A 25,176-nucleotide genomic window follows, 5' to 3' on the forward strand; every position below is an offset into this window, starting at 1 on the left:
CTCCAATAATACAAATAATTCACAATAATAGAATAGAAAACACGGTTTGAAAAATTTTATGCGTTGACGCCTTGAATCGTTGAAGGATTTGGCCTTGATATATGGAAAGATAGAGTACCTGAGACCGGTCTGCGCGATATATTCAGGAATTCACTCATGAAAAGAGGAATTTGAGCTGATGTCAACGATTCGTCTGGGCAATACCCGGCTGACAGGAGCGGATGGCGTTCGTGCGATCGCCTGCCTGTCAGTCATCCTGCATCACTTGTCGCAAAAGCTGACCATGCCCGCACAAAAACCCTGGCTCCAGGAGCTGCAATCCGTGCTGCTTCTGGGGAACAGCGGGGTCAGTCTGTTTTTTCTGTTAAGCGGTTTCCTGCTGTCGTTCCCCTTCTGGAGTGCGTATCTCGGTAACGGGCCGTATCCGAGCCTGCGGACGTACACTCTGCGCCGTGCCGCGAGAATCATGCCAGGCTTCTACGTGTCACTGCTGGTGTGTCTGCTCCTGACCTGGAGGCTGGACATTCCGATGGAGTACTTGGGGCGGCGGATTGCAGCAGCCTTCACCTTCACCTCGGGCTTCCACTACACCACGTTCTTCCCCTCCGACTTGAACGGACCGCTCTGGTCCATCAGCTTCGAGGTCATCTGCTATCTGCTGATGCCACTCTTCATGGCAGTGTTATTCATGCTCGGCAAGCGGCATTCCTTCGGTAAGGCGGTCCTGTTCTGGGTCGCCGTCTTCGGTCTGGTGCTGGCCGCCAATGCGCTCATTCATCAGTGGCTCACGCCGGGCGAGCAGGGCCGGGGCTGGGACTACGGCCAGGTTGGCGGCGCGAAATTCTGGATGCCGAGATATAATCCTGTCGGATTCTTCGGCCATTTCACCATTGGAATTCTGGCGGCGGGGATAACGAATGCTTTGCTGCAGCGCCGTGCCAGAGTGGAACGGCTCAGCAAGCTCGGCGTGTTCGATGCTGCCGCAGTACTTGCTCTGGGCCTTGCCGGTCTCCTGATCTGGCGGATGCGCCACGCAGGTGAATTCGACTTCAGTCTCCAGCAGCAGCCGTATATGTTCCCGGTCTATGCCATATTGTTCGGAATCGTGCTGTTCTCGGCACCGTTCAGCCGATACGCCGGACGTGTGCTGGATAACCGCTTTTTCCGGTATACGGCCAAAGTGTCATTTGGCCTGTACATATGGCACTATCTGTTCATTACCTTAATCGAGAAGTACGGGCTCCAGGATTACCACTTTGCCGGAGTCAGGGATGTGTGGCGCTGGCTGGGCATCAGTCTTACCGTTGTAGCCATCTCTTACGCGGCGGCGACGCTCTCGTATTATCTCATCGAGCAGCCGTTCATTAACTGGTCCAAGGGCAAGCCGTTCTTCCGGCGCAAGCCGAAGGAGAAGCCTGCGGAGGCGGCAGCCTAATCTTCACTGAACCGTTGACTTTGTGAAATCTCCATGATACATTGTGTATACACGGAATACACAATTTGTTGAGGGGGTTAGTTATGCTGGCTTTGGATGTTAGACACTTAAATAAGAGATATTCGAATTTTCAGCTCAAAGACGTATCTTTTCAACTGGAGCAGGGATATATTATGGGCTTCATCGGCGTGAACGGCGCCGGCAAAACAACGACGATCAAATCCATTTTAAATATGATTCAGATGGACAGCGGCGAGATCCATATTCTGGGTAAGAATATTGCGGAGCATGAGATGGAACTGAAGCAGGACATCGGCTGCGCCTTCGGCGATATTAACTTCTACACCCGCAGCCGGATAAAGACGCTGACGGGAATCACGAAGAAGTTCTATAAGAACTGGAATGATGACACGTATTACAAGTATCTGAAGCGGTTCAAGCTGGATGAGAACAAGAAAATTGCCGAGCTCTCTACCGGGATGAAGGTCAAATACAGCCTGACTCTCGCTCTGTCGCATGGCGCCAAGCTGCTCATTCTGGATGAGCCGACCAGCGGACTCGATCCGGTCTCCCGGGATGATCTGCTCGATATTTTCCAGGAGCTTATTGTCAGCGGGGAGCTTAGCATTCTGTTCTCCACCCATATTACCTCCGACCTGGAACGCTGTGCCGACTACATCACCTTCATTGAACAAGGGCAGATTGTGGCAAGTAGCGAGAAAAATGAGTTCAAGGAATCCTACCGCCTGATTAGCGGGAGCGAGGCTGACCTGAGCAGGGTGAAGGACCGCCTGATTTCTTACAAAACCAACTCCTTCGGCTTCACCGGATTGATCCATACCCGGGATATTGATTCCGCTTGGACACTTAACACGGCCATCCCGACTCTGGATGACATCATGATCTACTTTGCCAAAAAGGAGGGTGTATATGTATAATCTGGTGCTGAAGGATTTGAAGTTAGGCGTTAATCCCTGGTTCTTCGTCTTGCCCTTCCTGATGGGCGGCCTTATGCTGATTCCCGGCTGGCTCTATTTCCTGGTCCCGCTGTACTTCTGCTTCATCACGGTACCGAACATGTTCGGCGGCTTCAAAAGCCAGAATGATCTGATGTTCAGCACCATACTGCCTGTGACCAAGAGCGATATTGTGAAGTCCAGAGTCACTGTACTTGTCATTCTGGAGCTGATGCATCTGCTGGTCGCCATGATTGCCAGTATATTTACATTTCAGCTATACCCGAAGATGCAATATTTCTTCTTTGCGCCGCATATGGGCTTCTGGGGTATGTGCTTCATTATGATGGCGCTTTTCAATCTCATCTTCATTCCGATATACTATAAGTCAGCTTATAAGTATGGTCTAGCGACCACGGCATCGACCGTTGCAGCCGTCCTGTTCGCTGCTGCGGTCCAGTGGGCTGGTATCCAGAATGCTTGGCTGCATAGCCTGTTCTACGGCTCCGGGCTGGACCGGACAGGGCTGCAGCTCTCCATTCTGGCCGGCGGCGTCCTGATCTTCATTGCCTGTAACCTGCTGGCCTACCGGATTGCGGTGAAGAGATTCCTGAAAGTGGAGATTCTATGAATGTAACGATATCCAGCACCTCCGAGAAGCCGATCTATCAGCAGCTGCACGAACAGATCAGCGCGCAGATTCTCCAGGGGGAGCTGGAGAGCGGCTACTGTCTGCCGCCGATCCGCCAGGCCGCGCTGGAACTTGGTGTCAGTGTCATCACGGTGAAGAAGGCCTGGGAGGAGCTGGAGCGGAGCGGGCTGATCAACACGGTAACCGGCAAAGGCTGCTTTGTCGCCGAATTCACGCCGGAGGAGATGCTGCGGATTCGTAACGAGATGGTCCTGAAGCAGATGGGGAGCGACATTCAGTATTACAAGTCCTTCGGCCTTACCCTGGAGGAAGTTACCGAACTGCTGGGGAAGATTTATTGAAGCGCGCAGACATTAAACACAGAAACAGGCTTTTCGCGTTCCCTCTTCTGAGGGGAGTAGAAAAGCCTTTTTGTTGTGTGTGTTACGGAACACGCATCGTGGATCTATTGGATCTGTGTTTTTTAAGAATTCGTTGAGGCTTGGGCGTGACTCCAGAGAGTTCTAGACTTAAAAAGTAAAGATTAAGAGTTGTTAAACTTTATAAAAAATATCCCTATAAGTGAGAAACAAAACAAGGCGCCTTGGATTCTCAAAAAAATATTAATCTGGAGGTAGATTCTTTATGGCAACAAGTCGTGAATATGCAGCTTCTGTAACGGTTAGTCTTTCTCAACTACAACAAATGCGTGACGCACAAAACTACTCCTATGTTTATGGGCATTGAGGTGATTCCTCGGCTGATACAGTATCCTTGAGCGGTGCGCTTGGTGGATTTTCAGCTACAATTCTTGGACTTATTTTTGTTACTATATAAATTGAACGAAAGAATCTAGCAATCAAAGTCGAACGCATAGGCGGTCAATGATTGCACCTGGGTTTTCCATAATTTCATCCATAAACTGCCCGACGCGCAGACGGATTTCGGAAACGCTGGAATAGAAGACGTTATTGATTACACTGGATTTGAGCCATTTCCAGAGACCTTCTACAATATTGAACTGCGGGCTGTAGGGTGGCAGAAACACAAGCGTTAGCCGTTTGTTTTGTTCTTTCAGAAACGGTTGAAGCAGCTTAGCATGATGAATTCGAGCATTATCTAACACGAGAACCAGTTTTCCCGTTGGATAAGCCAAGAGGATTTTCTGGAGAAAGGTAAGAAACGTTTCAGCGGTATAGTGTTCGTCTTCTTGCCAAACGATTTGTCCCGTCACATAGTCAACCGTGGCGAGTAGCTTGACTCCGCGATGCTTACCTGTGGTTGGAATGATTCGCTGTTTTCCGCGAAGAAACCAGGTTTTCTGAATCGCTTGATAATCCCGGATCATTGATTCATCTTCAAATAGCAAGTGATCGATTTCATCGTTCAGTACCTTTTTTTCAAGTCAGGAAAGGTCGTTTCAGCAAACTGGCGTTGCTTTTCTGGATCTGCTGCCGCAAGCGTGTAGGTTGGTTTCGTGTAGCTGAGCCCTAATCGTTCCATGACCTTGGAGATCCCTCGGAGCGAATAGCGGTGACTCCATTCTCGTTCCACATAAGCGGCAATGAGCTCAAGCGTCCAGTTGTGTTTAGCCGCAAAGCCAACCTCATGCGGAACCGAATAGGCGATCGTCTGTTTCAACTGATCCTGCTGTTCCTTCGTCAGCCGAGTAGGTGCACCTGATGAGTACTTCAGTTGCAAGGCTGCCAATCCACCGTTTTCGTATGTGTGGATGTAGCTGCTCACCGTCATTCGGTTTCGATTTAGAATGCCAGCGATCGCCGTCATGGATGTGCCCTTCAAATGCAAATAGATCGCTTGGTAACGCTCATACATGCGTCGCTCTTTAGCTTGCTTCATAGCCTCTGTTAGTTTTTCCAGTTCGGTATGCTTATCCATGACGTTCCCCACTTGTCCGTTTTTATAGATCTGTTTCTTATTCGACAAATGGTTCGTTTTTCCTTGCCGAGGTTTGCTAAAAACTTTGATTCAACTTATATAGTACGCCTGCCGGAGTTGCTGTTGGAGTGGCAAGTCTTGTAGCAAGCTTGTTTGGTGGAGTAGGGAATGATACAGGGAAAGTTATTCAGAATGGGGTATCCGCAATGACTGAAATGGCCCGGACTTTGCAGCCGTTGACTAGGTACGACCTTTTTCAAATTCGTTTCCCATTCCTTGAATTCTCTTTACAAAATGGTACAATTATTCGTTTTGTTTCTGGAAAAGGGGTTATCGAGAGAGCACATTCAGGCAGTGGTTGGGAAATAGTATAAGATTATTTAACAAAGAGAACCTGATACTTATTGTATCAGGTTCTCTTTGTCCCGTATTATCGTAACTTCTATATTGAGCCTAGAAATGAATTTAAAGCATCTATTTTTCATTGAATTAGTATATAATTGGAAAGTGGCGATTGTGGAGCAGTATATTAATACCAGGAAAGGAAGTGAATTGTAATGAAGGAGCGTAAGTCAAACTGGATAATAGCGGGAATTGTAATTATTGGAATTATTATTTATGGGATTTATTTTTTTATGAGCTTATCTACAACTATGGATAAAGCGGTACTCAATAAGATTGATGATACAAACGTTACTCTTCAAATTATCCGAATACCTCTTAAAACAGATTCGGTCCCAAGTAAAGATGTAACTGTCATTGATCAAAATCAGATTCGAAAAGTGTTTCAACCAATGTCTAATCTCAAATTAAAGAAAACATCTAATTTTGATAAAGTAGATGCTGCCTCTGAGTATGATGTGTTTATCTATTCAAAAGAAAATCAAAAGCTCCTCTTCCGTGTCGCATTCCTTAATGAAAAATATGTTTACGTTTATGATAAAAGTAAGAAAGAAACGATTCAAAATTATTCTATAGTAAGTAAGCTCGACTATAAGTCATTTTCGGATATGCTCGAACAATTACTAACTTCTCCATAAATCTAGCAGTGGTATAAATTTAAAATCAAGCATTTACAGCACTGTGTCTGTGAATATAAATAATAATTAAAAAATGGTTTTTTCTTAGGGGAGTTGCGGCTAACGCAGCTCCCTAAGTCTGTTGAACCAATGCGCCTATTTACGTACCGCTTTGATATCCCCTGTTTTTTCTTGTTCCTCCAAGGACTGAATTGCTTGAGTGAGTAAATGCAACGAAGTATCCAATTTTTCTAACTTCTCCCCTATGGTATCCAGCACATAACGAATCAAAATAAAGCAGAGTGTGACCGGAAAACCTACATTGGTTATCAAAGGTACCACATCTTCAATCTTCATGTATTCATTCCTTCCTCAATTTATGCTTTTAGGATAGGGAAACTGACCTTCTTGTTTCACAACCATTTCACTAAATATAAAAAAATGGTATAATATATAGGAACAAATGTTCTTATTTGGTTGTTGTTTTCCTCTCGAAATTTCCCTACTTACATATGTAATATAAATTCGGAGGGAGAGAACCACTTTGGAACAGAGTGAATACAACCGCTATAAGACTGAAATTTATCGCATTGGCTGGAGATTGCAGTACCGGGCTAAGAAGCTCAGAGGGCACGAGCAAAGCTATGAGCGTGATTTGCCGGCTCCTTCCTTTACAGAATCTTCGGATAACCGGGTCGTGGTCGAGCAATGAGTGAAGAAAACTTAAATGATTATTATATAAGTGTTCCTTTGGCTTCACACTTTAAGAAAGGATCAGTTTGCTGAAAAAGATCTTTTGACCGCAATAAAAAGGCTTTTCACCCTCCTTTGCGAGATGGTGAAAAGCCTATTTGCTTCCCTAAAATTTCTCCGGGAACTGCTTCACAATCCCCTCAGTCAACAGGTCGGCAAAATGTATCATATGGACCTCATTCTTGTCGGTTGCAGCAATGGAAGCGGGATAGTCTGCCTTGAGGATATCAAGCACGATGTCCGTCACGAGCTGCAAATGCTCGTACAGCATATCCTGCACCTGTTTCACGGGCCAGTTCGGGTTCAATCCGCTCAGGAAGCGGGCAATCTTATCGGCGTTCCGGTGCCAGTCGGCCTGGAGCTTCTGTACCTCTCCCGCATTGCCCTTCTGGGCGGCCGCGACAATCTGTCCGGCGATCTGAATATGCTCCTTCAGCAGTCCGGCCAGCTTGCTGCCGTTCGCCTCCCCGTAATAACGCCCCAAGACATTGCCGATGTCCTCCTGATTCCTGAGCAGCCGCTCCAGGACATCCTTCTGGTCCGGGTTATTGTAGAGGGCGCTGACAATATAGTTGTGCGTCCAAATGGTGTGGTCAATCCACACCTGCTGCATCTCGCTTCTCAGCTGCACCACTTGCGGGCTTATGCAGGCAGCTTCCTTCTTTGCGGCCGCGAGCGCCTGTACCGGAACCGCAGCTTGGGCCAGACTGAAGACGAGCCCAAGAGTAAACACCGTTAACCATAGCTTTTTCACATTCAACTGCTCCTTTGTATGGGATGCGCGAATCTGCATTATTATGGCTAGAATGGATGATAATTATTTGTGAAAAAGCCGGATAAGCGCGGATATCTCCTCCAGGGTCTCTTGCTGGCCATTCCTGATCCACATGATCCAGATCTCAAATACGCCGGCGCTCATGAAATGAATCCAATACTCTCGCCTTGCCCCGTTCCAGTCTGGAAACGGAATCAGCTCATCGTAGAACTGTGCAATATGGTGCTTGAAGATCTGATACAGCAGCCCTGTGAAATTGCCTTCAATCGCCAGGCGGAAATCAGCGGAGAAGGTTTGGAAAAAGCGGGTCAGATCCGTTATCTTTTGCTCGTGATTCGGTTTGTGGGCGATTTTATAGAAGATATCGGCAAACTTAGGCTCATAGTATCCGGTCACGACCTGCTCAAGGCTGTCATAATTCCGGTAGAAGGCCATCCGGCTGACCCCGGCTTTTTTGACAAGCTCCGAGATGGTCACCTCTGACATTTTTTTCGTCCGCAGCAGCTCCAGCAGGGCAATCGTGATCCATTCCCGGGTGTCTTTTTTGATCAATTGTGCATGATCGGTGGCTGCCATTACAGTTCCTCCATTCTGTCACACATGCCTGTTAACGGCTTGATAGCGATAAGGTCCAGCCTTATTATAGGGTAAAACACGTTACAAGTGTAACGTCTACCGGAGGAGATATTGATTATGGGAGAGCATAACAAGCCTGTAGTGCTGGTGACCGGAGGCTCAGGATTCATCGCTGTGCATATTATTGTGCAATTACTGGAGAAGGATTATCGTGTTCGGGCTACTCTGCGGTCTATGGGCAGACAGGATGAAGTGAAGGCCATGGTGTTGGCGGGCGGCGGGGCTAATATAGAGGACTTGTCGTTTATAGAGGCTGATCTGACTTCGGATAAGAACTGGAATCAGGCGGTGAAGGAGGCGGATTATGTGATTCATGTAGCTTCTCCAACGCCTAATCGGATATATAAAGACGAGAATGAAATGATTCAGCCGGCGCGTGAGGGGGTTCTGCGGGTGCTAAGAGCAGCGCGCGAGGCCGGGGTCAAACGTGTGGTCCTAACCTCTGCCTTCGGAGCCATTGGAGTGGGACATAAGCAGCATGCAGGCTCTTATACTGAAGAGGACTGGTCCAATACAGACGCGAACATCCATCCCTATCAAAAATCCAAGACCCTCGCTGAACAGGCAGCCTGGGAGTTCATCCGCCATGAAGGCAGAGGGCTGGAGCTGTCTGCAGTCAATCCCGTCGGTGTGATGGGACCCATTCTGGGCAAGGATTACTCTCACTCTAATGAGATTGTCCGCAACATGCTGGAGGGCAAGCTGAAGTCGGTCCCCAAGATCTATTCCGATTATGTGGATGTCCGGGACGTAGCCGCACTGCATATTCTGGCTATGGTGCGTCCCGAAGCCAGCGGGGAACGGTTCATCGCTTCCAGCGCCGAGAATCTCTCTACGCTGGAGGTAGCCCGGATTCTGCGGAAGCACCTGGGGCAGGACGCAGAACAAGTGCCTACGAGGGAAATGCCCAATCTGCTTGTCCGCGCCGCGGCGCTGTTCAATCCCAAGCTAAGAATGATAGCTACTCTTCTGGGCCAGGATATGTCAACGAGTAATCAGAAGGCCAAACGTCTTCTGGGATGGAACCCGCGCCCGGCAGAGGAGGCTATTATAGCTACTGGGAGAAGTATGATAGACATTATTAAAGAGAAGATAAAATGACAAAAGTGACCATTCCAATGATAGAAAAGGAGACGGGGTGGTCAATCCTCAAATTTAACATGATCCAGTATCGTATTTCCCCACTCAGGGAGTAAGCGGGCGTCTCCCGCAAAGCGGCTTCCGGCGACCGACCCGTTTTGAAACAGCGCCCCCTCAAAGCTGCATTCCTCGAACCGGCAATACAACAATAAGGCACTGCGGAAGTTAGCGCCATCAAAGCGGCAGCGGGTGAAGGACACATCATTTGCGATCACTTTGCTTAAGTTGCAGTCTGTGAAATCACAATCCTGGAACGTCTTGCTCATTCTGGCACCATTCAGCTTCGCTCCCCGGAAGGAACAGTGATTGAAGGTATGGGTCACGAATCTGTTGTCCAGTCTTACACCATCCAGCCAACAACGGGTGAGCGTTGAGGTGTTCAAGGTTGCCGCATCCTCGAAACGTGAGTAAGAGAAATCAATATCCTGTAGAGTGAGGTACTGTATGCTCTCGGTCAGAGTAACTCCCCGGTAATCCTTGAGTCCTGTTTGCGTCTGTCCATAAGGGGAGATGGGAAAGGAACGGTCCTTTTGATGGAGATTATGTTTACCTGAAATCGCAGCTAGACAGCGGTTCACTTCAGAGAGCTGGTCGTCCTGCCATCTGGCCAAGAGGAATTTCTTGTTCAAGGTAGCTCCTCCTTGCATTAATTTGGTAAAATAAATGAAATCTAGTTTATATGTTAGTATGTCAAGTCACTATAGACAAGCCATTAAAGGAGGCCATCCATCCGTGGGAAGATCGTTTGCAAATCTGCATATCAAGTCAGGTGACCTGGAGAAGACGCTTCAAGCCTTACAGGAGCTGACCGGGAAGCATGGCAAAGTACTGGGTTATCCTGACACACCGGAGCGTAAGGCCGTTATCTATGTAAGCCAAAGTAATGAGGGCTGGATCAGCGTGCTTCACGATTATTTCGTATGGGGTACGGTGAAAAAGGCAGGCAGAACGTTGTCCGGGCTGCTACAGGAGCCGGTGATGACGGTGGCATATATGAATGAGGAGATCTTCGAGCTGTCGTTCTTTGAGCAGGGGGAGATCCAGGCCGAACGAATCTTCTGTGAGCCGTGGACCCGGGAGGAAATTGAACAGCTGCGGGAAGAGCGTATAGCAGACGAATATATCCAGCGGGTGCTCGGGATGCAGACTGAAGATGAGAGCTTCGGCGCATTCATCAGCCTTACGGGCCCGGAGCAAGCGGTGGAGCGCCTGTCTGAAATTACTGGAATGTCTCTATGGTGCGATGCGGAATGGTTACCGTATGAAGAGACGCTCAGAGCGCGCTTTGTTACGTATGAATGGTAGAAGAAGATGCTAAAAAACAGCGGATTCTACAAGCTGCGCTTCTTCATCACACCCGGGGAGCTTAAGAGAGTTGTAGAGCTTCTGGAGCCCACGCAGATGCGGTATTATTTAACCAATTATACCCATACAGAGCATGATCAGAATCAGGTGGTGGAGTCGTATCGCGCCTTCTATCAATATTATACAGCTGCGGGAAAAGAGAGCGGGGTGCGCCCCTTCTTCATCTATTCGATGCCGGTTCTGCCGGATACGGAGAGCTTTGGTTTTTTTGCGAGAAATGAGGGGATTTCTAATTACCGGCTCTATTCAAAAAATGACCAAGCCTCTCCGCTTCTCCGCGCAAGACCCGGAGGCGATGGAGGAACAGAAGCCCTCTGCACGCATAAGCCGTGCGGCGGCTGAAGATTTAAGCAACTCCTGGATGGTCAGACAATACGGACTCGTGATCCATAGGCAGCCAGGGCCTAGCTGATCTATTGGATTATCCATGAAAGGGAGGGGAACAGATGGCGCTGAAGTTGGCGTGTACCTGGGGCGTGCTGGCTCTATCATGCAGTGCGGTATGGTGGAGCTTCAAGACCGAAAAGCTGATCACCGTCTCCTGGCTGATGTTCCTGCTCCCTGCGATTCTCCAGCTTATTGCTGCTGTGCGGATCGGGCCGGGCAAAGCCAAGTTATTTCTTGTATTCGGCTGTATTAATCTGCTGTTCGCGGCCCTGACCGGTGCGGCCGTCTGGTATCTGGTCCAACTGGCAGACGCCTATAGAAGGGGGAAATAATTCAAGCATGTCTTAAGCGCGGGGGGAGGGGTGCTAATATGCAACTGGGTTTTACGCTGGATACCCATGGAACCTGTGTGGGTGTACTTAGAGATGAATTGATGCCGTTAGAGGAACTGGCAAATACATGCGAGTTTCCCTATGCTATCTTTGTGGTGTTCCGGGTATTGCCTGATAGCTATGGGCGGAGAACGTTCAGACGTTTTGACAGCGGGGATCATACCCTCTATCTGGATCTCAGCCTAAGCTACGAGTTGTACCAGCGCATGTCCAAGAATGAGCAGCGCGAGGCCTTGGGCATTCACCTGTACAGCTATCTGGCAGAATCCCTTGCCAAGTATACCAAGCATGCCGGTAAGACTGCCCAAGCTGAGCTGCTGGAACGGGTGAAATGCTGGATGCTGGCCAATAACTGGCTGGAAGGGAAAATCCACCAGGCACGCCTCCTCCTCTCCCGCGAGATGGGACTCCATGAGGTTAGCCGGACCTTGAAGCTGCCGCTGGAGGAGATTGAGTATATCCTGCTGCGCATGAATGACGATGCGCCAGCTGCTGTTCATCCTGACAACCTATAATCATCCCTTATCAGGAAGAGAGGAGACAACGTATGTATGAGCGTCTGACCGAGTTATTAAGCAAGCCTTCCCCGATCCGGTGGTTTCCGGGTCATGAGGCCGAGGAGAGCTGGATTGCCGAAGCTGAGGAGGAATTAGGCTTCAAGCTGCCGCCGTCTTACCGCTGGTGGCTGACCCGTTATGGGGGTGGGAGCCTGGGGGACGGGCAAATTCTGACGCTGGTTGCTCCTGAGGATAGGGAGTATACCGACTGGGATCTGCTGTATATCCACAGGCTGAACCTGGCGGAGGATTGGTGGGTAGCCCGGTTTCCGCATCGCATGGATCTGTTCGTGCCGGATAGCGATGAGCTGTATTACTTCGACACCTCTTCCCCCGATGAACAGGGAGAATTTCCGGTCATGCGTTATGACCTGATGAATGATCTGATCGAGGAATACGCCCCGACATTCGCCGGATTCCTGGAGCAGCTGATTGATGAGCGTTCTCCTAGAATTCCTTAGTGGAGCAGCCAGTTAGAGGGAGGACAGCCATGAATACAGCGCAGGAAATAGAACGGTTGGCGGCGGAGATTGCGGAGGCGGCCCGGAGGGCGTTCCGCGAGCTTTTTGCGAATGGGGAGCGTTACTATTACTGTACGTTATATACAACGGGCGAGGGACACGCGCCAAGCCTCTCCGCCTGGTCGCGGGAAGCCCTGGAGCAGGAGGCGGCCAGACAGGCAGAAGGCAGCAGCATACCAGCAGCAGAAATCGCCGGGCTAATCAAATGGTCTTATGCCGATTCGCCTTATTGCTGCTTCGGGGATGAGCATTTCGATGAGGTCAAGCAGTCCTTCCAGGCGCGTCCGTCCATTGCAGTGTTGGAGGCTGACGCAGGGAATCATGAGTTCGGGCTGCGGCTGGAGGCCATGGAGCTGGCGATGCGGCTACTGGATGCTGAGGGGCTGTTCGCACTCAATCAGCCGCGTGAGGACGTATGCGTGCTTGCCGAAGTGATGCCGCCGGATGAGGGGAATACGGACATTGCCCTGCGGCTGAACCGGGCAGAATTTCCGGCGATGCAGGCCTGGCTGGCGGAAGCAGCAGAATAAGATTATTGATGAATAACTCACGCAGGAAGCCGGGGGAATGACGAATGTATATTGTATCTGAGCCCAAGAGGTTGTCAGAGCATCACAGGCAGCAGCTCGAAGCAGAGAACACCGTTCTGTATCCGCCAGCGTACCTCCAGTTCTTGCAGCAGTACGGCGAAGGGACGTATCGGGGCTGGATGAATGTGCAGGCTCCTGACCCGGAGGTGCTGCGGCCTTTTGCCGGATACGGGTTATGGGAGCATGATCAAGACAGTCCTATAACGGAACAGCAGATCGGGGAGTGTACAGCTATCGGGACCACCGTGGACGGTGATTTCCTGGCAGTCCATCCGGGGGTGAACGGGCTGCTGTGGCTGCCACGTCATGCGGAGCAGATTCAAGCGATTCCGCTGCCGGCCGGGGAAGAGGAAGAGGCCGTTGGCTATGCCCTGATTCTGGACGGCATCTACCGCCGGATGTATGGGCGTAGCCAGGAGGAGAGTGTCTATTATGAGCCTTGGACGGGAACCCGCGAGCATATCTTCCTGCGGATGCCGCCGGGAGCGGGCCAGCTGACGCTTACAGAGCTGGCGGACCTGTACCGGGCGGACCATCCGCCGGATCTCTTCATTGCGAATCCTTACGTCTGCTACCTGTTCTATCGGGAGCTGGGGGGCTATATCCGCTTGAATCTGGCGGGTGGGCAGGAGGTAGCCATTTTCTATGAACAGACAGCCGGGCAGGTATTCGCCAAGACGAAAGCGTGGCTTCTGTCGAAGGGATGCGAATTGTATTCATAGGAGTGAAGAATAAGGAGGAGTGCGGATGATTGTCCTGAAGGACATAGGGAAATTCGAGGTACTGCCGGAGCGGGCGCTGCAGATCTATCAGGGGGATGTTCCGGCCTTGCAGGCCGCGATTGCTGCGGGCTGGGATATCGAAGCGGAGCTGGAGCTTAGCAAGCGTACCACGATCAGTCCGCTAGACCTGGCGATTATTACGCAGCAGACCGGGGTGGTGAAGCTACTGGTGGAGCATGGCGCGAAGCTGAATGTCCGCCAGAATCCGGCCTTCCTGCGGGCGATTCGTTATGGCAAGGAGGATATCGTCCGCTACCTTGCTGCACAGGGCGCGAAGCTGGACCTGCTCAGCCGGACAGGATCAGGTGCCTATTCACAGGCGTACTACGGCAACAAGAAGAATATCCCGCTGATCCATGAGCTGGGTCTGGACATCCGGCAACATGCTGGTGCCGTGCTGCGGCAAGCCGTCTCGGACCATGATCTGAAGACGCTTACCTATCTGCTGGAACAAGGAGTAGATATTAACTATAACAAGCCGGATATGGTCTATCCTTACGGGGCGACACCGCTGACGGTGGCTGCCCGGATGGGGAATATGAACATGGTCCGCTTCCTGGTTGAGCGCGGTGCGGACATATTGATTACGGAGAAGGACGGTGAGCGGCCGTATACGATTGCGGTCAGCAGCAAGCATACCGCCATGGCGGAATACCTGAAATCACTGGAACCGCCGGATGCCCATAATGTAGCGAACAAGAAAGCGGAGCTGGCCAAATATAAACTGCCGGATGAACTGGTCCAATTCCTTACCGGGGACGAGCTGCGCCTGACGCTTGCCCCCAATGAGTATGAGATCGGGTACATCGACTTCTTCACCTTCACTGACACGATAGAGATGAAGGCTGGCCGGCGCAAGCTGCTGCGCCTGTCTGCCGATATCGACAATTATTCCGCTCTGGTGCTGGTCTGGAATCCGCAGAAGAAGGGGCGGCTCGGCTGTTATGATCTGGAGCATCAGACATATGCGGATCTGTGCAGCTTCCCGGAATTTGTTATGCAGCCTGAACACTACCTCATACAGTTCATGGAGGGAGAGCTGGACGGATCATGAAGGAGAGGCTGTCTGAAATGAATCATAATTATGAGACCTATGAGACCGCCGAGACCCTGAACGGGCTGGAGGACATGCGCTCCGAGCTAACCGGGTATTGTTACCGGATGATGGGCTCCATCTTCGAGGCGGAGGATGCTGTCCAGGATACCATGATCCGGGCCTGGAAGAACCAGGAGAAGATGAGGCAGCAGGCTTCTCGGAGGGCCTGGATGTACCGGATTGCCACCAATGTCTGTCTGGACCGGCTGAGAAGCGCCAAACGAAGGGCGCTGCCGATGGATCTCTCAGAACCGGCTGCTGTGGTTGCAGAGCCTAAGGAGAGTCTGCCGCAGCATTCCTGGATCTGGCCCGCTCCGGGCCATGTGGATGATCCTGGTAATATCCTAGTCAGCAGAGAGACCTTGCGGCTGTCCTTCATTGCACTGCTTCAGCTGCTGCCACCCCGCCAGCGTGCCGTGCTGATTCTGCAGGAGGTCTTCCGGTGGTCGGCAGCCGAGACCGCCGGGGCACTGGAGATGACCGTGGCTGCAGTGAACAGCGCAATGCAGCGGGCACGGGCAACCATGGCGAAGGCACAGCTCCGGTCCGAGGCCTTGCAGGCTGACGATGATGAAGTGGACGAAGGACTGATTACCCGGTACGTGGAGGCTTTTGAACAATACAATATTGCGGCGCTACTCGCCTTATTCCAGGAGAACGGCAGCCTGTCGATGCCGCCATTTACGATGTGGGTGCAAGGCGGCGCGGATCTCGCGGCCTTCTACCAGATCACACGCAGTCACTGTGTGGGCTCGCGGTTGATACCGGTCCGGGTGAACGGGAACCGGCCTGCCGTTGCCCAGTATGTTCCCTCAGGAGAAGACGGATTGCTGGTCCCGTGGGCGATTCATGTGCTTGAGCTGAGCGGGGGGAAGATCGCGCATGTTCATCATTTTATAGATGCTGAATTATTTATTCGCTTCGGATTGCCGGAGCACCGATGATTCTGCCGCGGCCGGAACGTCTATACTAATGAATCGCATAAGCGACACCATTCCGAATTTAAGGAGGAACAATCAATGACAGTCAAACTTACTCCCTACATCACCCTGGAGGGACGCACGCAGGAGGCTATTCAGTTCTATGCACAGACTATGGGTGCTGAAGTTCTCTCCATCCTGACGTATGGTGATATGCCGGACCTCCCGGACACGTTCCCGGATGAGGTACGGAGCCTGGTGGCCCATGCCAAGGTACAGGTGGGCGGCACGGAGCTGATGTTCTCGGATACTCCCGGCGGTATGCCGGTTGAGAGCGGGAAGCGGGTAACCATCTGCGTGACTACGGATAGTGTGGAGGAGTCGCGGAGAATTTTTGATGCACTTCAGGAGGGCGGTAAAGTCAATATGCCGTTTCGGGAGGAGCCGTTCAGCCCCGGCTTCGGCGATCTGACGGACAAGTTCGGAGTGACGTTCCAGATTTATACGGAGCTTGGGTAGAGTAGAAACCGAAATAGGAGAGTATCGGGCATTTCATCAAGAAGATTCCGGCAGAGAGGTGTTACGTGTCGATGCGCTGTAAGAGGCTTGGAGAGGGCTGCATGCGATGAGCGTGCAGCTTTGTTTTATGTTATGGGGAGTGCGTCTGCCGAATGTAATCGAAAAACCGATCACATTCGGCGTTGCGTGGGCAAGTGGGCCGGATGTATAAATGTGTGGTTGCGTAGCAGAACGTAATTCATCAGTTAGGGGAGTCTGTGTTTACACTTTTCGCATAATCACCAGTGCGTGCAAACTATACCCGAGCAGACTCTTATCCTCACAGGTCCGCAGATGAAACTGAAGCCAGTGTTCGAAATCTTCTGGCCGCGCCCCATTGATATGATTAGCTAGAAGATAGCCGATCCCGTCTGTTCCAAGATGGGCAACGATCTCTGTATGATAGGCTGACGCCATGTGTTCCATTTCCTGAGGTGACATATGTAGGAATAGACCATCCTTCGTCTGGCTGGTATGCCAGGTAAGTACATCTTCCATGTTCCTGAGTCCATCACTTATGCTCAATACCGAAACGGCGGCATTGTTAATATAGGAGACCGCGAGTAATCCGCCCGGCTTCAGTACGCGCAGGCATTCGGTCATGGCAAGCTGCCGGTCTTCATTGCCGATATGATAAAAGGCTCCCATGTTCAAAACAACATCAAAGGCTTCGCTGTTAAAACGGGATAAATCTGTGATGCTTCCTGTATACATATCAGCCAATAGCGGGCGTATGCGCTGCTTCTCTCTGATGATGTCTACATTATGAGGAACAATATCTCCAGCAACTACCTTATGCCCCAATTCTGCAAGCTGAAAGGAGTAATTCCCCGTTCCTGCACAGCCGTCAAGAATGTAGGCTTCCGCCTTAAACAGCATCTTAAAGTAAGACATCGTTGTGATCCATTCGATCTGATGCCCGTTATCCCTGAACAGCCTTCCCTCCTCATCATAGGAATCATAATAATCGATTATCGCATCCATCGTATTGCCCTCCTTGTAGTATGGCCGGGCTCATCTTGAAATGCTGCCCTCCCCCTACCTTAGCGGATCAGGGGAGGGCAGGCTATGATCAGGATTACTTGAAGATCCGCTGCGAGAACTGATACAGTCCGCTGCTCCAGACCTTGCCTTCATGTCCGCCTACATCCAGATACCACAGATGTGGAACGTTCATGCTGGTCAGGCTGTTATGGAAATTCTGGCTGACATAGAGCAGGCCGTCCGAAGCGCCGCAGGAGATCCAGAGCAGCTTCAGCTGGCTGGCAGTCTGCGCCGGATTAGTAATCAGCTGTGAGGCTGACTTCGTATTCGGAGCAGAGGAGAACGCGCCGATCCAGGAGAACTTGTCCAGATGCTTCAGGCCGAAGTTCAGCGTCTGTCCGCCGCCCATGGATAAGCCGGCCAGGGCACGGTTTTGCTTGTTTTTGTATACAGGGAAGTGAGAGTCAACGTAAGGAATGAGGTCATTGATCAAATCGAATTCAAACCGCTCGAAGGCGGCTACCTTATCCGGTGCATAAATATCGCCGATCGGGCGGTCATCCGCCATCGCGCGGCCGTTCGGGAACACCACGATCATCGGCTCAAGCTTGTTCTCAGAGTACAGGTTGTCCAGGATATTACGCGGATTCATCCCGTTCAGCCATTCGTTCTGATCCCCGCCGATGCCGTGCAGCAGGTAGAGAACATTGTAGGTCTTGGAAGGGGTATAGCCCGGAGGGGTATATACCATCGCGTTTCTTGACTTGCCTACGGTAGTCGAATAATAAGAAATCTGCTGTACGTTGCCGTGCGGAATATTATTGCGGTATGATGCATAGCCTTGAGGAGCGGGAGTGATGGTGCTGGTTACAGCCGCAGCGGCATCCGCAGAGAGACTCAGATTCTGCTCCTCTGTCACAGGTGATGCATACGACATTGCAGGCAACAGCAGGGCTGTCGCCAGAGCGAGACTTGCAATTCGGGTCATTATTTTCTTCATTTCATATCTCCTCCTTAATTCGATTGGTTAAGCTGAGTTGCCTTCCCTCTACAGAAACGGAGCCGCCTCCTCCTCTCCCGACATATTATGTAAGCGCATCCACATTGAGGATACCATAAATGGGGTATTATGTAAATTGTTTTCGTGGATTCTCAGAATAAGGGGGTCCGGCAGTGCATCTTAATGTTGTCATACCGGGAGCAGCAGGGTAATAGATAGGAATAGAAGCTTCCAAATATCTGGATTTGAGGCGGGAGCCGGGGACTGGAGGGATGGATCATGCTAGGACAGAGTGTATCAGGAGTCAGTCCGGTACAGGTCATCATGGCCTACGGCGGCACACAGAGCGATGTCAGTTCTCTGGAGAAGCAGCGGAACCGGCTGATGATGGAGCTGGACCGGGTGAATGCGGCGCAGGGCGGGCAGGCGACGTCCTACCGCCGGGAGCAGCTCCAGCGGCAGATCCGTCTCCTTGAGGTTCAGCTCGCGCACAAAGCCGGAAGCAGCGCGGTTACGGATGTGAGCGCCGCCGCCCAGAATGTTCAGGCTCCGCCCTGGCGGATGGAGTGGAAGGGCGGTCTGAAGGGTATCGGCCAGACCGATCCCCGGACGGCGACGGTGGATGCGGAGGGCCATTTCGACGCTTTAATCTAAGGTTGGAATCAGGATGCGATTAGCGTAACGGTGATGAACCGGGGGCTAATCGCATTTTTGGTGAGAGGGATGCAACGGATGCTAAGCATTCTCTACTATATACATAAGAGGACGTATAGGAGGACAGCAGATGGAAGATGAGGGGATAGTCCAGCTATACTTACAGCGCTCGCAGCAGGCCATCACGGAGACCCGGAACAAATACGGTGCTTACTGCCGGGCGATCGCCAGGAACATTGTCGCGAACCATCCCGATACCGAAGAGTGCGAGAACGATACATACCTGGCTGCGTGGAACGCTATTCCGCCTCACCTGCCCAGGAGGCTACCGGTATTCTTGGGGCGAATCACCCGCAATATTGCGCTCGACAAGCATGGGTATAACACAGCCAAGAAGCGGAGCCGCCAGTTCGAGGTGATTCTGGAGGAGCTGGAGGACTGCCTGCCTGCGGCGGAGACGGTAGAAACGGAGCATGCCGCAGGCGAAACGGCCCAGTTGATCAATGAATTCCTGTATGGGCTGGAGGAGGAGACGCGAAATATATTCATCAGGCGGTATTGGTATGCGGATTCGATAGAATCCATCGCCGGCAGGTTCGGTATGAGCAGCAGTAAGGTGAAGTCGAGCCTATTCAGGACCCGGAACAAGCTTAGAGTTCATTTAGACCAGGGGGGCGTTCACCTATGAAGCGGGAGGACTTATATAAGGAGATCGGACTGATTGACGAGGAGCTGATTGCAGCAGCTGAAGACAGCGGAGTAAGAGGCAGGAGCAGGGGCCACAGGTTCTCCAAAATCGCCGTAGTCGCCTGTCTAGTCGTATACAGCTCGACTTCTACCGTACTGCTTGCCACAGAATACACCAGAAATAAAACGGAGGAGCCTTATATCCGTTATCTGACAGCGGAGGATATGGAGCTGGCCCCCCGTGCGCAGTATGAGGCCGGCAAATTCCTGAAGGCGTTAACCAGCGGCAACGATGACAAGGTATATATTGCGGTGAACCGGCTGGTGGAGAGCTTCAACGATCCCAAGGCGCGGGAGCTGGCGCTGCAGAAGCTGCGGCCCTTCTTGACCAGTGATTCCGCGAAGATCGCGGAGTCGGCTGCTTTTGCCACAGATATCCTGTCGAAAAGCTACCAGAGTCCGTATCTCCACAAAATGGCTGACGGGAGCATCGTATTTGCCTTATTCAACAATTATTCGGATTACGGTACCCAGAATGTACTCTGGCGTATACAAGATGATGTGCTGGAACCGTATTTCAGCTTCGCGGCCCCTTCCATGTACATTAAGGAAATCCTCCCGTCCCCGGACCGGAAGCTCCTTGCGGTGGTTACGAGCTCCAATAAAAGCGAATTCGTGCAAATTCTGAATGTGGAGAAGGGGACGATCAGCCCGGAGCTGGTAGAGTCGGCGAGAATCAGACATGGCGCGCAGCGTAAGCTGGATACTTGGACGCGCAGTGATCATGAGAATTACAGCTATGCGGACCATCTGGTGTGGAGCAATAGCGATACATTAGCGTTCGAGGGCTCCCTGGCCTACGACGATACAGCCATTATTGAGAATGTTAGTGTGACGTACCGGTTTAGGGATAAGATCATGGAGATACAGCCGGTGAAGTAGTGAGTTTTTGCTACACGAATATAGCTGCGAATGGATCATACATCCGTCCGCGGCTTTTTTGTGATGTGATGAATTTAAGAAAGTTTTAATCTTTACCCGACTTCTTCTTAAATAGTTGCGCCTATTCTTGAATACAAGGAGGGAGCAACTTGAAGAATTGGGCCCGTAAGGATTCATCGGCGGCTTGGTTATTTCTGGCACCCAGTCTCATCGGGTTTGCCTTGTTTTATCTGATTCCGTTTGGCATGGGCGTGTTCTATTCCTTCATGGACCGTGCGGTGGACGGGCAGTATGTGGGCCTGCAGCAGTACCGGGAGCTGATCGCGGGCGACTCCTTCCGCAAGGCAGCCTCTAACACCTTCTACTTTAGTATGGTGAGTGTTCCGCTGCTGATTGTGCTGTCGCTGGGACTCGCGCTGCTGCTCCATAAGAAGCTGTATTTTCAGAAATGGCTAAGAACTGCTTATGTTCTCCCGCTGGTCGTGCCTGTCGCGTCCATCATCCTGGTCTGGCAGATCCTGTTCGACTGGAACGGGGCGCTGAATGCGTGGCTGGGCAGCTTCGGTCTGGCCCGGGTGGACTGGATGAAGACGGAGGCCGCGCGGAATGTCATTATGATGATGTATGTGTGGAAAAACATCGGGTACAACGTGATCCTGTTCCTGGCCGGACTGCAGCAGATCCCGAAGGATTACTATGAAACCGCCCAGATTGAAGGGGCCGGCCGTCTCAGGCAGTTCCGGAGCATTACGCTGGTCTACTTAACCTCTACGATGTTTTTTGTCGTCATGATGTCGGTCATTAACTCCTTCAAGGTATTCCGGGAGACGTATCTGCTGGCCGGACCGTATCCGCATGACAGCATCTATATGCTGCAGCATTTTATGAACAATATGTTCCTGTCCCTGGATCTCCCGAAGATGACAGCGGCATCTGCCCTGATGGTTGGCGGCATTCTTATCCTTGTTCTCGGGCTGTTCGCCATGGAGCGCCGGTACCGTCGAAATATGGAATAGAGGTGGAGAGGTATGCCAGTGGATAAGGTCTTACCCAAGCTAATATTAACCTTCATTATGGGTGTGGTTGCCCTGCTGACGCTGTTCCCGATTGGGGTCACGCTTATCAATTCGTTCATGAGCAGCCGCGAGATTGAGATCAATTACGGTCCCGTCGGACAAATGAACACGGTCATAGAGGGCAGGAGCGATCCGTTCGCGAACCTCAAATGGTTGCCGGATCAGGTCTCCCTGGAGCAGTACGGCAAGGTGCTGCTGGAGAGCCCAATGTACCTATCGATGTTCTGGAACTCGGTGTTCCTGGTGGTGCCGATCATTGCCGGACAGACGCTTATTGCTGCCCTGGCTGCGTACGCATTCTCCAAGCTGAGATTCCGGGGCCGGGAGCTCCTGTTTCTGGTCTATGTCCTGACGATGCTGATGCCCTTTCAGGTAACTCTGGTGCCCAACTACATCATGGCCGACCGCTTGGGGCTGCTGAATAGCCCGGGTGCCATTATCCTGCCTGGTATTTTTGCGGCCTTCGGTGTGTTCATGCTCAGGCAGTTCATGCTGGAAATTCCGTATGCCTATATCGAAGCGGCCAAGATGGATGGAGCCGGACATTTACGGATTTTTGCTACCCTTATTGTTCCCATGGTTCAGCCGGGTCTGGCCGCGCTTACGATTCTCTTATTCGTCGATTACTGGAATATGGTGGAGCAGCCGCTGATCTTCCTGGATAATCCGCTGCGTCAGCCCTTGTCCGTCTACTTATCGAATGTCAGCAGTGAGAAGGGGCTGGCGTTTGCTGCTTCTGTCATCTACATGGCTCCGATGGTGCTGCTCTTCCTGTATGCGGAGACGTATTTCATTGAGGGCATTCAGTTATCCGGGATCAAGGGCTAGGGCTTGCATATGAGGGACTTATGAGAAATAGGAGGAGAACGGGGAAATGGAGATTACAGGAGTGCCCGCAGACCGCAGGCGCAAAAAAAACATTAAAATAGCCTTCCTGCTGCTGCTGGGCGTGTTACTCTTCTTCACCTTCTTCAGCAATACGCTGCAGTCGTTGACCTTGCCTAAGGTGACGACGGTCACGCCGCAGAGCAAGAGCCTTGAATTCACACTGGAGGGCAGCGGAATACTGCGGCCCGTAAATGAAGTGAAGCTCCAGAATGGCAGCGGCTGGAAGCCCCGGGAGGTGCTTGTGCAGGAGGGGGAGCGGGTGAAGAAGGGACAGAGGCTGATTCTCTATGACAGCCAGTCTGCCGAAGCCGGGCTGCAGGATGAAATCGCGCTGCTGGATCAGCAAAAGCTCGGGCAGCAGACCCTGCAGGATCAATTCATTCAGACGTATGCGGAAGGGGATGAGCTCCAGATTCGCAAGGCCCGGCGCGAGATTGAAGCAGGCAAGCAGGACCAGGCCAGGCAGGCGCGTAAAATTGCCGGGATGAGAGACCGGTTAACTGCGGAGCAGCAGCTTAAGGCACCCTTCGACGGGATTGTAACCCGGCTGAATGCCCTCCCGGGGATAATGTCATCAGGCGAGCCGGATCTGGTGCTGTCGAGCAGCCGTGAGGGATTCCAATTCGATTTCACAGCGGACGCGGGGCTATTATCCAGCCTGGGAATTACCTTGGGGGAGAAGCTTGAAGTAGAGGTTCATTCTGCTGAGGGGCCATCGGCCCGGATATTGCCGGGACAGATTGCAGAGATCAAGAGCGCTGAGGCGCGTGCCGGAAGTCCGGCCAGTGAGGATACCAGCAGGGCGGAGGACATCGCACAGAAGACGGTCTTCATTGTAATGAATGACGGTTCGCTTCAGGGGGGAGAGCAGGTTCAGTTCCAGATGAAGAAGCCGTCCCTTCAGGAGGGAGTGGTGGTACCGACTAAGGCCATCCATCAGACGGGCGGGCGCAGTTTCGTTTATACCATCGAGGAGCAGCGGGGGGCACTAGGCAATACGTTTGTCGCCCGTGAGGTTCAGATCCGCTCCAGTATCACGAACGGCCCGGACAGCATGATTATGGCGGATAACCTGTATGGGGATGAGAAGATTATTCTGGAGAGCAGTGAGCCCTTGCAGGACGGGAACCGCGTACGTCTGCAATAGCCGTAGGAGTACGGTCTACTATACGAACAATTATTGGAGGTAGTGAAAGATGAAGAGGATTAACAAAATGGGCTGGCTGGGGATGAGCCTTGCTTTTACAACGATGATGTCAGCATGTAGTTCAGGGAACAGTGCAGAAGCTCCAAACGCAGGAGGAAAGACGGTTCTTACGTTATCGGTTCAGCAGGATAGTGAGTTCTACCGTGCGGTAGAGCAGAAGTTTGAACAGGCTTATCCGGATATAGACTTGCAGATTCAGGCGTATAAGGGGATCAGCGAGAAGATGGAGGGTCCGGATTATGAGAAGTATCAGAAAACCGCCGGTACGGCACTGCTCTCAGGCAAAGGAGCCGATATTTATGAAACGGGCAGCCTGCCCGCCAGTGATTACGTGAGCAAGAAGCTATTCCTTGATATGGATGATTACCTCAAGCAGTCGAAGACGCTGAAGAAGGAGGACCTGCAAATGAATGTGCTGAATGCGCTGAAGGTGAACGGGGGCACCTATATCATTCCGTCCGGGTTCAGCCTGAGAGCATTCCTTGGAGACGGGGATGTACTTAAGCAAGCGGAGATCAACGATAAGAGCTGGACCTGGCAGGATTGGAAGAAAATCTCCAAATCGCTGATTGCATCGGAGCAGCAGGAGGGGTCCGCACACCGATACGCGCTTCCGAATAATCCGCCGGATATGCTGCTTCAGGAGATGGTATTCGACGGCTATAACCAGTTCGTAGACGTAGCTGCGCGCAAGGCCAAGTTTGATTCACCTGCCTTCATCTTTATGATGCGGGAGATTAACGAGATGTATCAGGAGAAATTGATGACCACTGAGCCGGTGGAGACCGAGAATCAATTGTTCTATTCTGCCGTTATACACAACCCGGCGGATTTCATCAACGTTCCGTATACCTATTTCGCCAATCCGAAGCTGCTGTATAAGCCGCATAGCGGAAACTCCGGTGCCATGAGAATTATTCCGAACTATACGTTTGCGATACAGGCCAAATCGCCGGTTGCCGAACAAGCCTGGACGTTCATGGAATTCCTGCTCTCTGATGAAGTTCAGTCTCTGCAGAGCAGAGAAGGCTTTTCCCTGCTCAGATCGCTTAATGACAAGCAGTTCAGTGAGCTTCAGCAGCAGGTGAAGAGCGGAACGTATAAGCTCCCGGACGGCAAGCTTGCCAGTGTTCCAGAGGGACAATTCAAGGTGTTCCAAGACATGATGGATACAGCGGATAACTTCGCCATGATGGATGTGAAGATTCTGAGCATCATCGGCGAGGAAGCAAACGCGTTCTTCAGCGGACAGAAGACGGCTGAGGATGTGGCCAAGCTGATTCAGAACAAGGCGACTACGTACCTTAACGAATAGATCAAAGCCTG

General features: G+C 51.5%; 32 protein-coding genes. 25 read left to right on the forward strand and 7 right to left on the reverse strand.

Going from position 1 to position 25,176, the window contains the following annotated elements; all coding sequences use genetic code 11:
- The first annotated feature begins 178 nt into the window (after positions 1-178).
- The 4 genes from NSU18_RS20430 (at position 179) to NSU18_RS20445 (ending at position 3,384) form a co-directional block, all read left to right on the forward strand.
- Positions 179-1,435 carry an acyltransferase family protein gene (locus NSU18_RS20430; protein WP_341149907.1) on the forward strand — a complete coding sequence of 419 codons (1,257 nt, stop codon included), beginning with the start codon at positions 179-181 and terminating at the stop codon, positions 1,433-1,435.
- Positions 1,436-1,518: 83 nt separating this feature from the next.
- Positions 1,519-2,373: an ABC transporter ATP-binding protein gene (locus tag NSU18_RS20435; RefSeq protein ID WP_341149908.1), complete on the forward strand. Its 855-nt coding sequence runs from the start codon at positions 1,519-1,521 to the stop codon at positions 2,371-2,373.
- On the forward strand, positions 2,366-3,022 hold the full coding sequence (locus NSU18_RS20440; protein ID WP_341149909.1) for an ABC-2 transporter permease: 657 nt from the start codon (positions 2,366-2,368) through the stop codon (positions 3,020-3,022). Before NSU18_RS20435 ends, NSU18_RS20440 begins: the two co-directional genes overlap by 8 nt.
- On the forward strand, positions 3,019-3,384 hold the full coding sequence (locus NSU18_RS20445; protein ID WP_341015733.1) for a GntR family transcriptional regulator: 366 nt from the start codon (positions 3,019-3,021) through the stop codon (positions 3,382-3,384). The genes NSU18_RS20440 and NSU18_RS20445 overlap by 4 nt, the downstream gene beginning before the upstream one ends.
- Positions 3,385-3,881: 497 nt before the next feature.
- Here the strand turns inward: NSU18_RS20445 and NSU18_RS20450 are convergent.
- A protein-coding gene (locus NSU18_RS20450) for an IS630 family transposase (protein ID WP_341149910.1) occupies positions 3,882-4,921 on the reverse strand; the annotation gives its coding sequence in 2 pieces (ribosomal slippage) (positions 3,882-4,421 and positions 4,424-4,921; 1,038 coding nt in all).
- Between the two features lie 128 nt (positions 4,922-5,049).
- Here NSU18_RS20450 and NSU18_RS20455 point away from each other — a divergent pair.
- Positions 5,050-5,295 carry a hypothetical protein gene (locus NSU18_RS20455; RefSeq protein WP_341149911.1) on the forward strand — a complete coding sequence of 82 codons (246 nt, stop codon included), beginning with the start codon at positions 5,050-5,052 and terminating at the stop codon, positions 5,293-5,295.
- Positions 5,296-5,478: 183 nt separating this feature from the next.
- On the forward strand, positions 5,479-5,961 hold the full coding sequence (locus NSU18_RS20460; RefSeq protein ID WP_341015736.1) for a hypothetical protein: 483 nt from the start codon (positions 5,479-5,481) through the stop codon (positions 5,959-5,961).
- 135 nt (positions 5,962-6,096) lie between these two features.
- On the opposite strand, the gene NSU18_RS20465 is transcribed toward NSU18_RS20460, so the two are convergent.
- Positions 6,097-6,297 (reverse strand): hypothetical protein, encoded by a 201-nt coding sequence (locus NSU18_RS20465; RefSeq protein ID WP_341015737.1) that lies wholly within the window; start codon positions 6,295-6,297, stop codon positions 6,097-6,099.
- Between the two features lie 187 nt (positions 6,298-6,484).
- On the opposite strand from NSU18_RS20465, the gene NSU18_RS20470 reads away from it, so the two are divergent.
- On the forward strand, positions 6,485-6,652 hold the full coding sequence (locus NSU18_RS20470) for a hypothetical protein (protein ID WP_341015739.1): 168 nt from the start codon (positions 6,485-6,487) through the stop codon (positions 6,650-6,652).
- A gap of 147 nt (positions 6,653-6,799) precedes the next feature.
- Here NSU18_RS20470 and NSU18_RS20475 read toward each other — a convergent pair whose 3' ends face one another.
- Entirely contained in the window at positions 6,800-7,447 is a 648-nt protein-coding gene (locus NSU18_RS20475; protein WP_341015741.1) for a glycosyltransferase, read from the reverse strand.
- Positions 7,448-7,510: 63 nt separating this feature from the next.
- A complete protein-coding gene (locus NSU18_RS20480) occupies positions 7,511-8,044 on the reverse strand; it encodes a TetR/AcrR family transcriptional regulator (protein ID WP_341015742.1) in 534 nt (177 codons plus the stop codon).
- Positions 8,045-8,161: 117 nt separating this feature from the next.
- Here NSU18_RS20480 and NSU18_RS20485 point away from each other — a divergent pair, with 117 nt between their 5' ends.
- Positions 8,162-9,205, forward strand: coding sequence for an SDR family oxidoreductase (locus NSU18_RS20485; protein ID WP_341015744.1), 1,044 nt, complete (start codon positions 8,162-8,164; stop codon positions 9,203-9,205).
- A gap of 41 nt (positions 9,206-9,246) precedes the next feature.
- On the opposite strand, the gene NSU18_RS20490 is transcribed toward NSU18_RS20485, so the two are convergent.
- The gene (locus NSU18_RS20490; RefSeq protein WP_341015745.1) at positions 9,247-9,873 is read right to left on the reverse strand and encodes a pentapeptide repeat-containing protein; all 627 of its coding nucleotides are present in this window, start codon (positions 9,871-9,873) and stop codon (positions 9,247-9,249) included.
- 103 nt (positions 9,874-9,976) lie between these two features.
- Here NSU18_RS20490 and NSU18_RS20495 point away from each other — a divergent pair, with 103 nt between their 5' ends.
- From NSU18_RS20495 to NSU18_RS20540, 10 genes are all read left to right on the forward strand, one after another.
- The gene (locus tag NSU18_RS20495) at positions 9,977-10,549 is read left to right on the forward strand and encodes a hypothetical protein (RefSeq protein ID WP_341015747.1); all 573 of its coding nucleotides are present in this window, start codon (positions 9,977-9,979) and stop codon (positions 10,547-10,549) included.
- A gap of 6 nt (positions 10,550-10,555) precedes the next feature.
- Positions 10,556-10,951 carry a hypothetical protein gene (locus NSU18_RS20500; protein WP_341015749.1) on the forward strand — a complete coding sequence of 132 codons (396 nt, stop codon included), beginning with the start codon at positions 10,556-10,558 and terminating at the stop codon, positions 10,949-10,951.
- Between the two features lie 104 nt (positions 10,952-11,055).
- A complete protein-coding gene (locus NSU18_RS20505) occupies positions 11,056-11,328 on the forward strand; it encodes a hypothetical protein (protein WP_341015752.1) in 273 nt (90 codons plus the stop codon).
- Between the two features lie 38 nt (positions 11,329-11,366).
- Positions 11,367-11,903 carry a hypothetical protein gene (locus tag NSU18_RS20510; protein ID WP_341015755.1) on the forward strand — a complete coding sequence of 179 codons (537 nt, stop codon included), beginning with the start codon at positions 11,367-11,369 and terminating at the stop codon, positions 11,901-11,903.
- A 32-nt stretch (positions 11,904-11,935) separates the two neighbouring features.
- The gene (locus NSU18_RS20515; RefSeq protein WP_341015756.1) at positions 11,936-12,406 is read left to right on the forward strand and encodes an SMI1/KNR4 family protein; all 471 of its coding nucleotides are present in this window, start codon (positions 11,936-11,938) and stop codon (positions 12,404-12,406) included.
- Between the two features lie 29 nt (positions 12,407-12,435).
- Positions 12,436-12,996 (forward strand): DUF4303 domain-containing protein, encoded by a 561-nt coding sequence (locus NSU18_RS20520; RefSeq protein WP_341015757.1) that lies wholly within the window; start codon positions 12,436-12,438, stop codon positions 12,994-12,996.
- Positions 12,997-13,040: 44 nt separating this feature from the next.
- Positions 13,041-13,778: a hypothetical protein gene (locus NSU18_RS20525; protein ID WP_341149912.1), complete on the forward strand. Its 738-nt coding sequence runs from the start codon at positions 13,041-13,043 to the stop codon at positions 13,776-13,778.
- A gap of 25 nt (positions 13,779-13,803) precedes the next feature.
- Positions 13,804-14,892: an ankyrin repeat domain-containing protein gene (locus NSU18_RS20530; RefSeq protein WP_341149913.1), complete on the forward strand. Its 1,089-nt coding sequence runs from the start codon at positions 13,804-13,806 to the stop codon at positions 14,890-14,892.
- Between the two features lie 17 nt (positions 14,893-14,909).
- Complete coding sequence (locus tag NSU18_RS20535) at positions 14,910-15,878, forward strand: sigma-70 family RNA polymerase sigma factor (RefSeq protein ID WP_341149914.1); 969 nt, start codon at positions 14,910-14,912, stop codon at positions 15,876-15,878.
- 75 nt (positions 15,879-15,953) lie between these two features.
- On the forward strand, positions 15,954-16,373 hold the full coding sequence (locus NSU18_RS20540) for a VOC family protein (RefSeq protein WP_341015761.1): 420 nt from the start codon (positions 15,954-15,956) through the stop codon (positions 16,371-16,373).
- 261 nt (positions 16,374-16,634) lie between these two features.
- Here the strand turns inward: NSU18_RS20540 and NSU18_RS20545 are convergent, their stop codons facing one another.
- Together NSU18_RS20545 and NSU18_RS20550 are read right to left on the reverse strand one after the other, a co-directional pair.
- Positions 16,635-17,396, reverse strand: coding sequence for a class I SAM-dependent methyltransferase (locus tag NSU18_RS20545; RefSeq protein WP_341149915.1), 762 nt, complete (start codon positions 17,394-17,396; stop codon positions 16,635-16,637).
- A 94-nt stretch (positions 17,397-17,490) separates the two neighbouring features.
- A complete protein-coding gene (locus NSU18_RS20550; RefSeq protein WP_341015763.1) occupies positions 17,491-18,396 on the reverse strand; it encodes an alpha/beta hydrolase in 906 nt (301 codons plus the stop codon).
- Positions 18,397-18,675: 279 nt separating this feature from the next.
- On the opposite strand from NSU18_RS20550, the gene NSU18_RS20555 reads away from it, so the two are divergent.
- The 7 genes from NSU18_RS20555 to NSU18_RS20585 all read left to right on the forward strand — a co-directional run bounded on the left by NSU18_RS20555 (position 18,676) and on the right by NSU18_RS20585 (position 25,165).
- Positions 18,676-19,050, forward strand: coding sequence for a hypothetical protein (locus NSU18_RS20555; RefSeq protein ID WP_341015764.1), 375 nt, complete (start codon positions 18,676-18,678; stop codon positions 19,048-19,050).
- Positions 19,051-19,180: 130 nt separating this feature from the next.
- A complete protein-coding gene (locus NSU18_RS20560; RefSeq protein ID WP_341149916.1) occupies positions 19,181-19,738 on the forward strand; it encodes an RNA polymerase sigma factor in 558 nt (185 codons plus the stop codon).
- Positions 19,735-20,679 carry a hypothetical protein gene (locus NSU18_RS20565; RefSeq protein WP_341149917.1) on the forward strand — a complete coding sequence of 315 codons (945 nt, stop codon included), beginning with the start codon at positions 19,735-19,737 and terminating at the stop codon, positions 20,677-20,679. Before NSU18_RS20560 ends, NSU18_RS20565 begins: the two co-directional genes overlap by 4 nt.
- A 149-nt stretch (positions 20,680-20,828) precedes the next feature.
- A complete protein-coding gene (locus NSU18_RS20570) occupies positions 20,829-21,695 on the forward strand; it encodes a carbohydrate ABC transporter permease (RefSeq protein ID WP_341149918.1) in 867 nt (288 codons plus the stop codon).
- 12 nt (positions 21,696-21,707) lie between these two features.
- Positions 21,708-22,583 carry a carbohydrate ABC transporter permease gene (locus NSU18_RS20575; protein WP_341149919.1) on the forward strand — a complete coding sequence of 292 codons (876 nt, stop codon included), beginning with the start codon at positions 21,708-21,710 and terminating at the stop codon, positions 22,581-22,583.
- A 46-nt stretch (positions 22,584-22,629) separates the two neighbouring features.
- Entirely contained in the window at positions 22,630-23,790 is a 1,161-nt protein-coding gene (locus tag NSU18_RS20580; protein ID WP_341015774.1) for an efflux RND transporter periplasmic adaptor subunit, read from the forward strand.
- Positions 23,791-23,839: 49 nt separating this feature from the next.
- Positions 23,840-25,165, forward strand: a complete 1,326-nt coding sequence (locus tag NSU18_RS20585) for an ABC transporter substrate-binding protein (protein WP_341149920.1) — start codon at positions 23,840-23,842, stop codon at positions 25,163-25,165.
- Positions 25,166-25,176 lie beyond the last annotated feature (11 nt).

It is taken from the genome of Paenibacillus sp. FSL H8-0048 (assembly GCF_038002825.1).
In the GTDB taxonomy this organism is placed as follows: Bacteria; Bacillota; Bacilli; order Paenibacillales; family Paenibacillaceae; genus Paenibacillus_AQ.